Here is a 15,036-nt window from a genome sequence, read left to right as displayed (position 1 = left end):
CTAGGAAGCTGTAGCGAGAACTTCGTCGAGCATGGTGTCGGCCTTGGCCTGATCCGTTCCCTCGGCGAGTGCGAGCTCACCGACCAGGATCTGACGCGCCTTGGCGAGCATGCGCTTCTCGCCTGCCGACAGGCCGCGGTCCTGCTCACGTCGCCAGAGATCACGGACGACCTCGGCAACCTTGTTCACGTCACCGGACGCGAGCTTCTCCAAGTTGGCCTTGTAGCGGCGCGACCAGTTGGTGGGCTCTTCGGTGTGCGGCGCGCGAAGCACCTGGAAGACTTTGTCGAGACCTTCTTGCCCGACGACGTCGCGAACGCCTACGTATTCTGCGTTGTCCGCGGGAACTCGAACGGTGAGGTCGCCTTGCGCGACCTTGAGAACCAGATACTCTCTCGGTTCACCCTTGATGGTGCGTGTCTCTATCGCTTCGATCAGCGCCGCTCCGTGATGGGGGTAAACGACGGTGTCTCCGACCTTGAAAATCATGTGACAAGTGCCCCTTTCGATTTACCCAGAATACCACGGCTCATATCAACGGTGCAGGTCAGGGGCATAGTGGTGCCGAATCAGGGGTTGACACAGACCGATCGACGTGTATCCGGGGCCACATTTTCACGTGCGTCACTGCGCCGTCCTCACACTCGGCAGGCACCCTCACCTGGCGTCATCGGGCCACCGGCAGACCCCACGAGCGGCCGGTGGACGAGAACTACTACTCTCCCTAGTGGACGAGATGGACCGAGCCGGCCCGGCACCACATGGAGGACGACCGAAGTGACTGCAATCGACGCTGCGACACCGCTTGGCCGCCATCGCAGGACGGCCGCTGCCCTCGCTCTTCTCGCCGGTGGCGCGCTCGCCCTCACCGCGTGCGGCGCAGGTCAGATCTCCCAGACGGCCACTCAGGTCGCCGCGGTCAACGGCAACTCCGTCGACGTCGGCGACATCCAGCTGCGCAACGTGCACGTGATGTACCCCGATTCGCAGGAGTACAGCATCGAGCCCGGCGGCACCGTCGAGCTCGGTTTCACGGCCATCAACTCCAACCCGGGTGTGGCCGACGAGCTGACCGGCATCTCCTCCCCCGAGGCCGAGGTCACCATCGTCGACGAGGCGGAATCGGGCAGCACCGAGATCGCTCCGCTGACCGCGCTCGGCGCAGGTACGCCCGCGGACGTTCAGCTCGACGATCCGCTGCTGCCGATCCAGCTGATCAAGGTCGAGATGGCAGACATCTCCGAGAACGTTCGGCCGGGCCTGACCCTGCCGGTCACGTTCGAGTTCGCCAACGCGGGCGAGGTCGTCGTCAACGTTCCCGTCGATGCCGGCCACGAGCTCGAGCGCGACGAGTCCGCGGTGACCGAGCACAGCGAAGGCGAGTAGCCGCCGCCCCGACCCTGTCGGTGCCCATCGTTAGGCTCGCGGCGTGGTCAAACTGAAGTCGAGCTACCGCTGCTCCGCGTGCCGTCACTCGGTCTCCAAATGGGTCGGTCGCTGCCCCGAGTGCGGTGACTGGGGCTCGATGGACGAAGTCCAGGCCACCGCTGCTCCGCTCGCCACACGCGCAGGCGCATCGGCCCTTCGTTCGGGCGGTGGGGCCATGATTCCCACCACGCCCGCTGCAGCTCTGACGACCATCAGCAGTGCCACCTCGCAGGCCAACACCACCGGAATCGACGAGTTCGATCGTGTTCTGGGTGGCGGCCTCGTCCCCGGTTCGGTCGTGCTCCTCGCCGGCGAGCCCGGAGTCGGCAAGTCGACGCTGTTGCTGGAGGTGGTGCATCGGTGGGCCCGATCGGCACCCGATCGCCGAGCGCTCTACGTCACGGGCGAGGAGTCGGCGGGTCAGGTGAGGTTGCGTGCCGATCGGACCGGCGCGGTACACGAGCGCGTCTTCCTCGCCGCCGAGTCCGACCTCGCCACCGTCTTCGGCCACGTCGAGCAGGTCGAGCCGAGCCTGCTGATCGTCGATTCCGTGCAGACGATGCTCGCCGCGGACGTCGACGGCGTCATCGGCGGTGTCACCCAGGTTCGCGCCATCACGAGCGCGCTGACCACGCTGGCCAAGACGACCGGGGTTGCGGTGCTGCTCGTCGGGCACGTCACGAAGGAGGGCGCGGTGGCAGGTCCGCGCTCGCTCGAGCACCTCGTCGACGTGGTCCTCAACTTCGAGGGCGACAAGCACTCGACTCTGCGGATGATCCGCGGCGTCAAGAATCGGTTCGGCGCATCCGACGAGGTCGGCTGCTTCGAGCTGCGCGAAACCGGGATCGTCGGCATCAGTGATCCGTCCGGGCTGTTCCTGCATCATCGGGGCGACGCCGTGCCCGGCACTGCCGTCACCGTCACGATGGACGGCAAACGGCCGCTGTTGGCCGAGCTGCAAGCACTGATCGTGGACACCGCGATGCCGTCGCCCCGGCGCGCGGTCAGCGGGCTCGATCACGCCCGCGTGGCGATGATCCTGGCCGTGTTGGAACGCCGCTGCGGGGTCAAGGTGTCCAAGGCGGAGGTCTATGCGGCGACGGTCGGCGGCATGCGCACCAGCGAACCGTCCGCCGATCTCGCGCTGGCTGCGGCCGTGGCGTCGGCGGTCCGCGATCAGCCGCTGCCCCCGGGCATGGTGATTCTGGGCGAGGTGGGGCTGGCAGGCGAGGTGCGCCGCGTCGCCGGACTGGGTCGCCGTCTAGCCGAGGCCGCGCGGTTGGGCTTCAACTACGCCATCGTCCCCGAGGACGCAGGCCCCATACCGGACGGCATCAAGGTCAAGACCGTCACCAACGTCGGCGAGGCGTTGACCTACACGCGTATGCGGCCCGTATGACACCGGGCAGTATTCTTTGTCGGGCTGCCTGCACGTAGTTGCGCAGTACTCTTTATCCGCAGACATGCATCGCCCGCACGGGCAGCAACCACGCCGCACGCCGAGACGACACGAGGGGGTTGGCCATGGAGGGCACCACGCCGTCCCCAGCGTTGCGCGAGACCATCGCCCGGCTCGCACCGGGAACCGCCCTGCGCGACGGTCTCGAGCGAATTCTGCGCGGCCGCACCGGCGGCCTGATCGTCCTCGGATACGACGACGAGGTCGAGGCCATCTGCGACGGCGGATTCGAGCTCGATGTCGAGTTCGCGCCGACCAGACTTCGCGAGCTGTCGAAAATGGATGGCGCAGTAGTACTTTCGACCGACGGCAAACGAATCGTCCGGGCCAATGTGCAGCTCGTACCGGACCACAAGATCCCCACCGTCGAATCCGGCACCCGGCACCGCGCCGCGGAGCGAACCGCCATGCAAACCGGCTACCCCGTCGTCTCGGTGAGCCAGTCGATGAGCATCGTCAGCGTCTACATCGGCGGCGTCAGGCACGTCGTGGAGGGCTCGGCCACCATCCTCTCGCGCGCCAATCAGGCCGTCGCGACCCTCGAGCGCTACAAGGCCAGGCTCGACGACAACACCCGTCAACTCTCGGTCGTCGAGATCGAGGACTTCGTGACCCTGCGCGATGCCCTGACCGTCGCGCAGCGCCTCGAGATGGTGCGGCGAGTGTCGGTGGAGATCGAACAGAACGTCCTGGAACTCGGCACCGACGGCAGGCAACTCGCGCTCCAGCTCGAAGAGTTGTTGGGCGACAACGACGTCGATCGCCAACTGATCGTCCGTGACTACCTCGCCGGGAACGAACCGTCGAGCACCACCGGAGTCGAGAAGGCACTCGCCGCACTGGACAAGCTGACCGACGTCGATCTGCTGGATCTGACGACGCTGGCCCGAGCCTTCGGATATCCCGCGACCATCGAGGCCCTCGACACCCCGATGAGCCCCCGCGGGTACCGGGTGCTCACCCGAGTTCCGCGGTTGCAGTTCAGCCAGATTCACCGACTCGTCGGCGCGTTCGGCACCCTGCAGGGGCTACTCGCGGCCACCTCGGCCGACCTGCAGTCCGTCGACGGCATCGGTGGACTGTGGGCCCGTCACATCCGCGAAGGCCTCTCCAGACTGGCCGAGGCCTCGATCTCGGGACCGTACGACTAGGACGCCTTCTTCTTCGTCCCCGGCAGGAAGCCTGCATCGATCACGGCCTTCACGTACGGTCGTGCGCTCGTGATCAACTCCTCGGCATCGGGGACGTCTCTCCACACGGCCGACGCCATGATGTCGGTGCGATCCTCGATGTGCTGATCGAGCGCGACGCCGTCGTCGGTCAACGTCTCGCCCTCGGCGGAGACGGTGAGCAGTCCACGGGCAGCGAGTCGTTCTGCGGCAGAACCCCATTCGCTCTCGGACCATTCCCGGGTGAGCTGCGTGATGCGCTTGCCGAGCGCCCGACGGCCGGGCTGCGGGTTCGGCCGGTCGGCCTCGTGGAAGACGGCCGCTTCCGTTGGATCGAGTTCTGCGTCGATCAGCGCGGCGAGGTGGCCGTCACCGCGCCATTCACGGAGGACGGTGATCGAGTGCCAGAGGGCCAGATGCGGTACCTCCGGTCGAGCGGCGGAGTGCCACGCCGCGGCGAGCGGTCGGCCCGCGAACGAGGCGGTGTCGCCGATATCGCCCAGACGCCCCGCCAACTCGGTGAGCGCAGGGTCGTCCGCCAGGGAGCCGAGAGCCGTGCCGAGAACGGAGTCGAGTAGGGCCCACCGACGATCGGACACCGCGTCCAGTCCGACGGCCACGGCGGCAGGCCACGCACGCTCGATCAGTACCGGATTGAAGTTGTAGAACGCAGCAGCGACGACACTCGGCGCGCACGGACCCATCGGAGCAGCCCGAGCTCCGACGTACCAGGCGTGCCCGTCGAGGCCGGTGTCCTCGTACGCCGATCCCAGTTCGGGATTGAAGTACGCGGTGACGTGGAAGGGTTCGAGCGTCTTGTAGGCCGCTCGGGCGAGTGCTGTCGAGGTGGTCATGAGAGTCGACCGTACTCAGCCGGTGATGTTGAACGGCTCCGGCGCGCTCTTGAGCTCGCCGAGCTGGGCGATCGCCTGGTAGGCACCGACGCCGACCGGGATGCGCTCTTCGCCGCAGCCGGGAACCGAGTTGGTACCCGACCACTTGACGGTGAAGCCGGCCTGTTCGCCGAGCTTGAAGGTGCGCAGATCCGAAGCAGCGTTGGGGAAGCAGTCGATGTTGGACCAGATGCGCTGATTGTCGAGGGTGTAGACGAGCGCCTGCTGCAGACCGGCACCGACGTCGCGCTGACATTCGGTGGAGCCGATGTTGGTGATGACCACGGTGAACACGGGCTCTTCGCCCAGCCGATAGGTGGCCTGCTCCGGCGTCACCTTGATCGCGAGCGACTGATCCGAGCACTGATTGGCGATCACCGGAGCCGGCGCGCCGCTGGTGGTCGCAGCTGCGCCACCACCGGCAGCGGAGTCGGTGGCTCCACCCGAGCCGCCGGAACCACCTGATCCACCCGAACCGCCACCGGAGCCACCTGCACCGGCGGAATCCGCATCGGAGGCAGAGGAGCTGGGTGACGGCAGAGCCGAGGACGTCGCCGGAGCCGCAACGACACCTGCAGGAGCGGCCTCGGTGTCGTCGGAACCGCCACTGAGCGAGGCGATGAACCACACGATCAATCCGAGGACGACAACGGCCGCACCGATGGCGAGCGCACGGCGTCGCCAGTAGATTTCGGGAGGCAAAGGCCCGGTCGGTTCCAACACGAATCAACCGTATGCGGCCGAGGCCACGCTATCCCTGAGCCCACGCGGCGTGTCGCGTCAGCGAACTCACCGAGATGGGATCGGAGTGGTTCAGGCTGGTATTTCGCCGATGTCGCCGATCACCTCACGCAACTGCGCATGACCCTTCGACAGTTGGTAGGTGAGCCCGACGATCGCGAGCTCTCCGGCTTCGACCTTCTCGGCGACGATTCGGGAACGCTGCATCAGCAGATTTCCGGTTTCCTCGACGTGGCGGGCCTCGAACTCGTCGACGGCATGGTAGCCGTCACGGCGGGCCGAGAGCACCGACGGGGTGACGCGTTCGACGACGTCGCGGATGTAGCCACCGGGTACGTCGCCACTCTCGAGGGCGTCGACGGTCGCCTTGACTGCACCGCAATGATCGTGGCCGAGCACCACGATCAGCGGCGCCTTCAGCACCGCGACGCCGTACTCGATCGAGCCCAGAACCGCAGAGTCGACGACATGGCCTGCCGTGCGCACCACGAACATGTCACCGAGGCCCTGATCGAAGATGATCTCTGCAGCAACACGCGAGTCCGCGCAGCCGAAGAGGATGGCACCGGGATGCTGAGCGCTCTCGAGGCGGGCGCGATCCTCGATACCCTGCGACGGGTGCAGGACCTCTCCGGAGACAAACCGTTGGTTGCCTTCCTTGAGTGACTTCCAGGCAGCGATCGGATTCGAAGCAGGCATGGGTTTCATTGTGCACGTGGATCGAGTTACCGGCGAGTCGGGTTGACTACTGTTGGGACCGATCACAGACACGACGAGAAGGGCGACCACTTGCCGATCGATGCCGACGCACTGCTCGGGTGGTTCGACACCGACGGACGCGACCTGCCGTGGCGAAGGCCCGGCGTCAGCGCGTGGCAGATCCTGATGAGCGAGATCATGCTGCAGCAGACGCCGGTGGTGCGGGTCGCGCCCATCTGGGAGCAGTGGGTGCAGCGTTGGCCGGTGCCGTCGGCGATGGCCGCGTCCTCGCAGGCCGAAGTGCTCCGCGCGTGGGGCAAGTTGGGCTATCCGCGTCGAGCACTGCGGTTGCACGAGTGCTCCCGGGTGCTCGCCGAAGAGTACGGCGACGAGGTGCCCACCGACGTCGAGACTCTGTTGGGTCTGCCGGGCATCGGCGCATACACCGCAAGGGCGGTCGCGACTTTCGCCTACGGTCAGCGAGTTCCTGTGGTGGACACCAATGTTCGACGCGTCGTCGCGCGTGCGATGCACGGCAATGCCGAGCCCGGAAATCCCTCGACCTCGCGGGATCTGGCCGACGTCGAACAGCTGCTCCCCGAGAGCGTCCCGCGCGCCGCCCGCTACTCGGCGGCGTTGATGGAAATGGGCGCACTGATCTGTACAGCCAAGAATCCGGCCTGCCTGCTGTGCCCACTGCCGGAGTGCGCCTGGATCGAGGCAGGCAGGCCCGCGCACACCGGCCCGGCCAAGAAGGTCCAGAAGTTCGCGGGGACGGATCGTCAGGTGCGCGGCAAGCTCATGTCGGTGCTGCGCGAGAGCACCGGACCGGTCGAGCGCGCTCAGCTGGACATCGTCTGGACCACCGACCCGACCCAACGCGACCGAGCTCTCGATTCACTGCTCACCGACGGCTTGATCGAACAAACCGAATCGGGATTGTTCGCCCTCGCGGGCGAGGGCTCGGACGGCTAGGACGCCAGGAACTCCACCAGCGCAGCATTGACCGCATCGGGGCGTTCGAGGTATCCGAAGTGACCGGTGTCGGCGATTTCGACGTACTGCGCACCGGGTATCGCGGAGGCGACGTCGCGGCACTGCTGCACCGGAATCATGCGATCGTCGGCGAATCCGATCACCAGAGATTTCGCCCTGATCGCCCGGTACGCCGCCAATCGGTCCGTCCCTGAACGCATTTCGAGTCCGATCTGCGCACGCATACCCGCAGTCTTTCTGCCACCGGAGTATTCGAGGATCGCCAGCCAATCACCGATCGCCGAGTCGTCGGCGAGGGTCTTCGGCGAAAAGTTCTGCATCGCAGTCATCGCCGCCCGATACGACGCGGGGAGTTCGACCCCGGCGTCGTGAAGATCCTTCTCACCCTTCGACATCTGCGCACGAAAAGTGGTGGTCTTGCCGAAGGTGGCCATCATCACTGCATGCGACACCAGATCCGGCCGGGCCAAGGCCAGTTCCTGCGTCACGCGCGCTCCCATCGAGGTGCCCACGACGCGTGCAGGCCCGCCACCGAGGTGTTCGATGAGGGCAGCGGTGTCGGCGACCAGATCGTCGAGCGTCATTCCGCTCGCGCACTCGGAAGACGGTGCGATACCCCGATTGTCGAAGGTCACCACCCGATACCCCTGCTTCACCAGCACCGGAACCTGATGGGTTCGCCACACGCGTCCCGGGCTACCGGTACCCATCACCAACACCACCAGCGGACCGTCGCCGGTGACGTCGTAGTTGAGGTCGATTCCGTTGAGCTTCGCGAGCGGCATTCGGATCATCCTAGTGCGCGCAGGAACTCCTGCACCGCCGTGCGATACCCCTCGGGTGCCTCGTCGTGAATCAGGTGCGCCGCCTTCTCGATCCGCACGTACGCCGATCCGGGCTTGCCCGAGTGCATTCGCTGCATCTGACCGGCCGGGGTGATGGTGTGTTCACCTTCGATCAGCAACACCGGAGCGTCGACGGCATCCCACTCGTCCCAGAAGTGTCGAGTCCCCCACTCCTGCGAGATCGCCTCGAAGACGTCCACCTCACCGTGCAGGTGCCAGCCATCGTCACTTCGCACGAAGGAATCCAGAAAGTATTGTCCCGCAACATCTCCGAAGAACGCCAGCACCGCATCGGCGTCGGGAAAGGGTTGCGGCCACGCCCGCATCATCGCTGCCCAATCATCGGCGGTCCGTCCCCTGAAATCCGGAGAGATGTCCTCGACCACCATGGCGGAAACCAGGTCGGGGCGCTCGGCGGCGGCACACCAACCGTGCAGTGCGCCCATCGAATGGCCGATCAACACACTGGGACCCAATGCCTCGAGATGCTCGAGCAGGTCGGCCACGAAGAACTCGGTCGTGAGCTCGGTCGGCGCAGGACGACGATGCCCCGGCGCATCGTAGGAGTGCACATGCCCGAATTCTCGAAGCCACGGAACCTGCCGCCGCCAGGTGGCGGCGCTGCCCATCAGCCCGTGCAGCAGCAGAATCGAACGGCCGGATCCACCCTCGTCGTAGAGCATCACCACCGAGCATATCGGCGGAGTAATCTCGCGGGCATGGCCATTGTGAAGATCAATGCGATCGACGTACCCGAGGGCGCGGGCCCCGAACTCGAGAAGCGCTTCGCCGCGCGCGCCGGGTCGGTCGACGGCTCCCCGGGTTTCCTCGGGTTCCAACTGCTGCGGCCGGTCAAGGGCGAGTCGCGATACTTCGTCGTCACCCAATGGGAGGACGAGGAGTCGTTCCAGGCATGGTCGGCGGGACCGTCGCGGGAGGCTCACGCCGGAGCCAGTTCTGCGAAGCCGGTCTCGTCCGGAGCATCCCTGCTCGAATTCGAGGTCGTACTGGACGTGCCTGCCGCGTCCTGAAGAGCGCACGCGTCCGCTCAGATGCGTTCGCGGGCGAGCTCCCATTCGAGTCTCGTCGGCATCTGCGAATCCAGTTTCGCCACAGCTTCGGCCAGGAACTCGGCCGGCATCGGCCTGCCGAGGAAGTAGCCCTGAGCACCGTCGCAGCCCAATTCTCGGAGCGCGTCCAACGTGCCCGCGTCCTCGACTCCCTCGGCCATCACCCGCACCCCGAGACTTCGAGCCAGGTCGATGGTCGAGCGCACGATCGATGCGTCGGTCTCTTCGGTTTTCATCTTCGACACGAACGAGCGGTCGATCTTGAGAGTCTGCACCGGCAGAGTCTGCAGATAGGCCAACGAGCTGTAGCCGGTGCCGTAGTCGTCGATCGCGATGGTGACGCCGAGGCCACGAAGGGACGTCAACGCGTTCACCGAGCGCACCGGATCGGTCATCGCCGTTGTCTCGGTGACCTCGAACTCCAGGGCATGCGCGGGAACCGAATGTTTCGCCAGCGCGGCCGCGACCTGTTCGGTGAGCGTCTCGTCCAGTAGGTTTCTCACCGAAAGATTCACCGAGACAGACAAATTGACTCCACGTCGACGCAGCTCGCTGCACTGAGCCAAGGCCTCGTCGAGCACGAGGGCGGTGATGGCGGGCAACATACCGGTGCGCTCGGCGTCGGGCAGGAACATCGACGGTCCGATCAGACCCTCACGTGGGTGCTGCCACCGCAGTAACGCCTCGACGCGATCGACACTGCCGGATTCCAGATCCAGGCAAGGCTGAAAGAACACTCGAAGCTGGTGGTCACCGATGGCCTTGTCGAGTTCGCCCAGCAACCGCATGTGATCGTGTCGGTCGCGATCCATGTCGGGTTCGTAGCGACCGATACGAGTGTGGCCCGCCTTCGCGGCAGTCAGGGCCACGTGCGCCCGCTGCAGCATCGATTCGCCGTCTATCGACACGGTCGCCGAACCCGAACCCGAGGCCGCCGGGCAGACTTCTATGGCTGCGATTCCGACCGTCGCGTCGAGTGCCACGTTGATGTCGTGCACGAACATCGTTCTACTGACTGCGAACTGGAGTTGCTCGGCAGTGTCCGATACGTCGATCTGGCCGGGACGCCTGCGCATGGCGACGACGAACTGATCCCCACCGAGCCGTCCGACGAGGTCGTCGGATCGCACCGATGCGACCAGGCGATGACCGATCTCGCGCAGGACACTGTCTCCTACGCTGTACCCGAAGGTCTCGTTGATCTGCGCGAAGCGGTCGATGTCCACCACGAGCGTGAATACGTCCGACTCGCCGCGTCCGGCGAGCATCGTGTCCAACCGCTCTCGGAGCAGGCGGCGACTGGCCAGCCCGGTCACCGCATCCGTCCGAGCCACGTCCTCGAGCACTGCGGCCTGCCGCCGCAGCGTCTCGAGGAAGTATGCGATACGGCACCCGACGAGCGCGATGATCATCGCCGACGACAGCACGATCACCCACCCCCACTGCTGGACGGGGACCCCGCGGGCCAACTGAATTGCCATCGCTAGGGGTGTCACGGCGACCGCGACCGCGAGTCCGAGAAATCTCACACGCCCGAATCTGAACGGGCTGGACCGGTCGACCCGCGACACCGCCCGCTCCGGAATGTGCAAGGCGATCACTCCGAAACACACGTACGCGGCCAACCACAGCGTGTTCAGGAGAGTCGAACGGTAGAGCTCGGACGAGTCGACCGTGGCATAGGACGCGAAATCGGCAGACACCAGGAACACGACTCCGGCCGCTGCCGCCAGGAACGGCACCGTTGTCGAGCGGGTCAGCAGGTACAGACTTCCGACGAGCGTGAGCAGAAACGCGTCGATGGTGAGGTAGACCGTGGCAGGCCACAATTCCATCGCCGACGGAAACGACAGCGTCGAATCGCCGGGGATGACGAACACCCACGTGGCGAGTCCGATACCGACTGCAACAACCAGACACTCGAGCAGTTCTTCCCACCCGAACACGAGCCCGTTCTCGTCGGCGGCTCGTGCGAAGCCGACGGCGATCACCAGATAGCCGAACAGGTAGAAGATGTCGGACGAGGAGAACGTCGATACTCGTCCCCCGCTGACCTGCACCATCGCGATCAGCGCGTCGCCGATACCCCAGGAGCCGACGCCGACGGCCATGTACCTCCACGTCCGCTTGTCCGGCCCGGGTTCCCGAAAGTAGCGGTAGACGAACGCGACGATTGTGGCCAGAAGCACGATTGCGTATATCGCACCCTGGGGTATGCCGGGAGGGGCTATCGCGTACGCCGCTACGGCGAGTACACCGAGGCCCAGGAAGCGCGTCCACAACATGGTGGGGCTGATCCTTCCTAGGCCGGTCGGTGCATACCCCGAACGTACGCATCAGCCGATCGAACCCGACGTTTGAACACGATTCGTAACCGAATCACCCTGCAGATGGGTCGAGTAACGAACTATTTCAAACCTGACGATTGTTCGCCAGTCTCACATCGGGCGATTTGTCCGTTCAGCTTTCGAGAGCCGCGTCCAATGTGATCTCGACACCGGTGAGAGCCTTGCTGACGGGGCAGGTTTCCTTTGCCGCCTGAGCCGCCTTCGCGAAGCCGTCTGCATCGAGACCCTCGACCTCGCCCCGCACTGTGAGTTTGATGCCGGTCAGCTTGAAACCCGGTTCATCGGGACCCAGCGAGACATCGGCGGTGACCTCGAGGCTCTGTGGGGTGCCGCCCGCCTCGGCGATCAACGCCGACAACTGCATCGCATAGCAACTCGAGTGAGCCGCGGCGATCAATTCCTCGGGACTGGTGGTGCCGTCGGCGTTCTCGGCGGCGCGCTTGGGAAACGACACATCGAAAGTCGCCGCGCCGGAACTGGACAGCTCGACTTGACCGGAACCTTGTTCCAGCGTTCCGTTCCAAGCTGTGCGTGAAGTACGAGTTGGCATCGAACCGAATCCTTTCGTAGTCGACCCTCTGTGGGCCTGTTTCTCAGGCTAACGTCAGCGGGGTGACCGGGCTACCGAGTGCGAAGATGTCGACACGACGGGTGCGACAATCGAGAAACTGCCCGCGCGCAGCGACGATCGTGGCAACCGCGATCCTGTCGATCGCGATCGCCGGATTCTCGACGCCGACGGCCGGCGCGAGCCCTCTGACGGACTTCTACGACGCGCCGGTTGCGGCGGTCGACACCGCGACGCTCGGCGAGGTGGTCCGAAGCCGGCCCGTCAACTCGCCCAAAGGGTTCGGTCTCGGATTCGACATCGAGCGGATTCTCTATCGGTCCACCGACACACACGATCAGCCCATGGTCGTATCCGGCTACACCATGACCCCCACCGCTCCGTGGGTCGGCCCCGGACCCCGGCCGGTGATCGCGTACGCGCCCGGCACCTCCGGTATGGCGGACCGCTGCGCCGGATCGGCTGTTCTCGGGACAGTCGGTTCGTCCCCGGCCATCCTGCCGCTGCTGTTGGCCGGATATCGCGTCGTCGCGACCGACTACCAGGGCCTGGGCACCCCCGGCGGGCACACGTACCTGAACCGAATCGCCTCGGGCCGTGCTCTGCTGGACGCCGCCAGATCAGCGGACGTCGAGCCGACCACCCCGGTGGTGCTGTTCGGCTACTCCGAAGGCGGGTTCGCGTCCGCATCCGCTGCCGAACTCGCCTCCACCTACGCTCCCGAGCTGAACGTCCGGGGAGCGTACGTCGGTGCGCCACCGGCCGATCCGACCCTCAACATCGACACGCTCGACAACACCCGCCTCGGTAGCGCCGCGCTCTTCACGGTCGACGGGATGATCAACGCCTACCCGGAACGAGCGGCAGGCATCCGCGACCTCTTCGACTCCGACGGGATCGCCGCGCTCGACGCCGCACAGAACTGGTGCACCACCGACCCCGCGGCCACCGTAACCGTACGAACGACCGAGCTCACCCGCGACGGCCGACCACTGACCGAGCAACTGAGCAACCCGGTGCTGGCCGAGATCACCGAGACGAACACCGTCGGGCGCATCGCCCCTGCCATGCCGGTGTATCTCTCGCACGCAGTCGAGGACGACACCGTGCCCGTCGAGCAGAGCCGCACCCTGCTCGGGCGCTGGCGCGATCTGGGCGCAGACGTCACCTACCGCGAATACGATCTGCCGGCCATCCCGGTGGAGGGCGCGAACCACCTACCCGGATCCCTGGCGGCCTACGACGACGTGATGCCCTGGATCGCAGGCCTCGTCCGCGCAGGAGTGGAGCTTGCAGGAACGACCCGATAGGCGGAAGCTGATCTCAGGTGTGAAATCAGGGTGTTCACCGAGGCGTCGACCGCGATGAGGTTGATTCACTCCCATCATGCGCATCGTCCACGCCCTGCTGACCGTCGTAGCGGTCCTGACCGCAGGCTCCCCCACCCCACCGGACCCCGGCGTGGCGTCGGACATCCGAGCCGTCGCAGACGAACTCGGACTGCCGGGAGTCGCGTTCCGCGTCGTCTCCGAGCACGAGGTCTTGGAGAACGTCGAGTACGGGGTGGACGGAGACGGTGCGCCGATCGACGAGACGACTCCGTTCGTGTGGGGTTCGGTATCGAAGTCGGTGACGGCGGCCACGGTGTACTCACTCGCCGAACACCGAGCCCTGACGCTGGATGGATCCGTGAATTCGATTCTGCCGGAGAGCGATTCGATCCTTCCGGACAACGTCACGATCGACGACCTGATCCACCACACGAGCGGCCTCCCGCACGATGTGACCGAACTGGACGTGTGGGGGCGCACGGAGCGAGCGCTCGACATCCTCCCCGCCCTGGACGTCAGGGCCGCCGAACGCGGCACCTTCCGTTACTCGAGCCTGAACTACCTACTGCTGCAAGCGATCGTCGAGAAGGCCACCGCCGAACCTTTCGCCGACGTCGTCGCCCGTGAGACCGGGGTGCACACCGCAGACACCGTCGCACCCGGCCACGTACCGTTCTTCACCTTCCCCCGAAGAATCGATACCGAAATCGACTCCGCAGGAATGGGTTACGGCTACCTGAGCGGTTCCATCGACGAACTCTCACGCTATGCATCCAGCCAACTGACCGCTCCGGCGTCGAACAGTCCGGATACGGTGCCGACGGGTTCGGGGGCGGCGTACGGATACGGGTGGTACGTCGAAACGCTGCCCGACGGTACCGAGATGCGGTGGCATTCCGGGGCGGTCCCCGGCTATTTCACTCACGTTGCACTCGTTCCGGAACGACACCTGGCTGTGGTGTTCGCGACCAACAGATACGGCGAGCTCGAGGCCGATGCTCTGGCCTCGGCTGCCCGCTCCCTCGTGCTCACGCGTTTCGGCATGGACGACCCTCGTACCGCCGGCTTCGGTCCGTACGAAGTAGCACTGATCGCGTCGACCATCCTGGCGGTGCTGTTGGCGATCTGTGCGACGAGAGCGCTCCTCGGATTCCGAACCGCTCCCGGACGATGGGCACCCGCGCGTGCACTGGCCGCCCTCGGCGCAGCTGGACTGCTGTACTTTTCGCTGCCCGCACTCGCCCATGCGCCGATCTCGACACTGGCCCGCTGGGCTCCAGACATCGCGCTGCTGTTCTGGATCCTGCTCGCCGAACTTGTTGTCATTGCCGTTGCCCTCGGCGCTCGGGTCCTGCGTCAATGGACCACTGCACACGTCTGAGCGCTGCAATGTGCCATTCACCCGCGGAGCTGATCTGCGTGAATGGACCACTACATACGTCTGAAGAGTGCAATGGTCCATTGACGCGAACGGGGCGGGGGGTGGGCG

The 15,036-nt window shown here is 65.6% G+C and carries 15 protein-coding genes; 7 read left to right on the top strand and 8 right to left on the bottom strand.

Annotated elements, in window-relative coordinates; all coding sequences use genetic code 11:
* On the bottom strand, positions 1-489 hold the full coding sequence (locus CH296_RS13530) for a CarD family transcriptional regulator (protein WP_027494344.1): 489 nt from the start codon (positions 487-489) through the stop codon (positions 1-3).
* A gap of 288 nt (positions 490-777) precedes the next feature.
* Here CH296_RS13530 and CH296_RS13525 point away from each other — a divergent pair, with 288 nt between their 5' ends.
* The 3 genes from CH296_RS13525 to disA all read left to right on the top strand — a co-directional run bounded on the left by CH296_RS13525 (position 778) and on the right by disA (position 4,038).
* Positions 778-1,386 carry a hypothetical protein gene (locus tag CH296_RS13525; protein WP_094684999.1) on the top strand — a complete coding sequence of 203 codons (609 nt, stop codon included), beginning with the start codon at positions 778-780 and terminating at the stop codon, positions 1,384-1,386.
* 43 nt (positions 1,387-1,429) lie between these two features.
* Complete coding sequence (gene radA / locus CH296_RS13520) at positions 1,430-2,827, top strand: DNA repair protein RadA (protein WP_032397194.1); 1,398 nt, start codon at positions 1,430-1,432, stop codon at positions 2,825-2,827.
* A gap of 125 nt (positions 2,828-2,952) precedes the next feature.
* Positions 2,953-4,038 (top strand): DNA integrity scanning diadenylate cyclase DisA, encoded by a 1,086-nt coding sequence (disA, locus tag CH296_RS13515; RefSeq protein WP_032397195.1) that lies wholly within the window; start codon positions 2,953-2,955, stop codon positions 4,036-4,038.
* Here disA and CH296_RS13510 read toward each other — a convergent pair.
* The 3 genes from CH296_RS13510 to CH296_RS13500 all read right to left on the bottom strand — a co-directional run bounded on the left by CH296_RS13510 (position 4,035) and on the right by CH296_RS13500 (position 6,389).
* A complete protein-coding gene (locus tag CH296_RS13510; protein ID WP_094659644.1) occupies positions 4,035-4,910 on the bottom strand; it encodes a hypothetical protein in 876 nt (291 codons plus the stop codon). The genes disA and CH296_RS13510 overlap by 4 nt on opposite strands.
* A gap of 15 nt (positions 4,911-4,925) precedes the next feature.
* Entirely contained in the window at positions 4,926-5,672 is a 747-nt protein-coding gene (locus CH296_RS13505) for a hypothetical protein (RefSeq protein ID WP_094684997.1), read from the bottom strand.
* Between the two features lie 90 nt (positions 5,673-5,762).
* Positions 5,763-6,389, bottom strand: a complete 627-nt coding sequence (locus tag CH296_RS13500) for a carbonic anhydrase (protein WP_032397417.1) — start codon at positions 6,387-6,389, stop codon at positions 5,763-5,765.
* A 90-nt stretch (positions 6,390-6,479) separates the two neighbouring features.
* Between CH296_RS13500 and CH296_RS13495 the strand changes: the two genes are divergently transcribed.
* Positions 6,480-7,364, top strand: coding sequence for an A/G-specific adenine glycosylase (locus CH296_RS13495; RefSeq protein ID WP_094684995.1), 885 nt, complete (start codon positions 6,480-6,482; stop codon positions 7,362-7,364).
* Here CH296_RS13495 and CH296_RS13490 read toward each other — a convergent pair.
* Positions 7,361-8,170, bottom strand: coding sequence for an alpha/beta fold hydrolase (locus CH296_RS13490; protein ID WP_045200899.1), 810 nt, complete (start codon positions 8,168-8,170; stop codon positions 7,361-7,363). The two genes, CH296_RS13495 and CH296_RS13490, sit on opposite strands and share 4 nt — an antisense overlap.
* A 5-nt stretch (positions 8,171-8,175) precedes the next feature.
* Positions 8,176-8,913 carry an alpha/beta fold hydrolase gene (locus tag CH296_RS13485; protein ID WP_094646744.1) on the bottom strand — a complete coding sequence of 246 codons (738 nt, stop codon included), beginning with the start codon at positions 8,911-8,913 and terminating at the stop codon, positions 8,176-8,178.
* A gap of 36 nt (positions 8,914-8,949) precedes the next feature.
* Between CH296_RS13485 and CH296_RS13480 the strand changes: the two genes are divergently transcribed.
* Positions 8,950-9,261 carry an antibiotic biosynthesis monooxygenase gene (locus CH296_RS13480; protein WP_045198600.1) on the top strand — a complete coding sequence of 104 codons (312 nt, stop codon included), beginning with the start codon at positions 8,950-8,952 and terminating at the stop codon, positions 9,259-9,261.
* A 17-nt stretch (positions 9,262-9,278) separates the two neighbouring features.
* On the opposite strand, the gene CH296_RS13475 is transcribed toward CH296_RS13480, so the two are convergent.
* Together CH296_RS13475 and CH296_RS13470 are read right to left on the bottom strand one after the other, a co-directional pair.
* Entirely contained in the window at positions 9,279-11,585 is a 2,307-nt protein-coding gene (locus tag CH296_RS13475; RefSeq protein ID WP_094681982.1) for a bifunctional diguanylate cyclase/phosphodiesterase, read from the bottom strand.
* Between the two features lie 175 nt (positions 11,586-11,760).
* Positions 11,761-12,198: an OsmC family protein gene (locus tag CH296_RS13470; RefSeq protein ID WP_032397201.1), complete on the bottom strand. Its 438-nt coding sequence runs from the start codon at positions 12,196-12,198 to the stop codon at positions 11,761-11,763.
* A gap of 140 nt (positions 12,199-12,338) precedes the next feature.
* Here CH296_RS13470 and CH296_RS13465 point away from each other — a divergent pair, with 140 nt between their 5' ends.
* Both CH296_RS13465 and CH296_RS13460 read left to right on the top strand, forming a co-directional pair.
* Positions 12,339-13,526, top strand: a complete 1,188-nt coding sequence (locus tag CH296_RS13465; protein WP_256980445.1) for a lipase family protein — start codon at positions 12,339-12,341, stop codon at positions 13,524-13,526.
* Between the two features lie 76 nt (positions 13,527-13,602).
* A complete protein-coding gene (locus CH296_RS13460) occupies positions 13,603-14,928 on the top strand; it encodes a serine hydrolase (protein ID WP_094684993.1) in 1,326 nt (441 codons plus the stop codon).
* Positions 14,929-15,036 lie beyond the last annotated feature (108 nt).

Origin of the sequence: Rhodococcus sp. 14-2496-1d (assembly GCF_002259365.1) — a bacterium.
GTDB lineage: Bacteria > Actinomycetota > Actinomycetes > Mycobacteriales > Mycobacteriaceae > Rhodococcoides.
The sequence above is the reverse complement of the archived record's forward strand: the minus strand, read 5'-3'. Positions and strand labels throughout refer to the sequence as shown.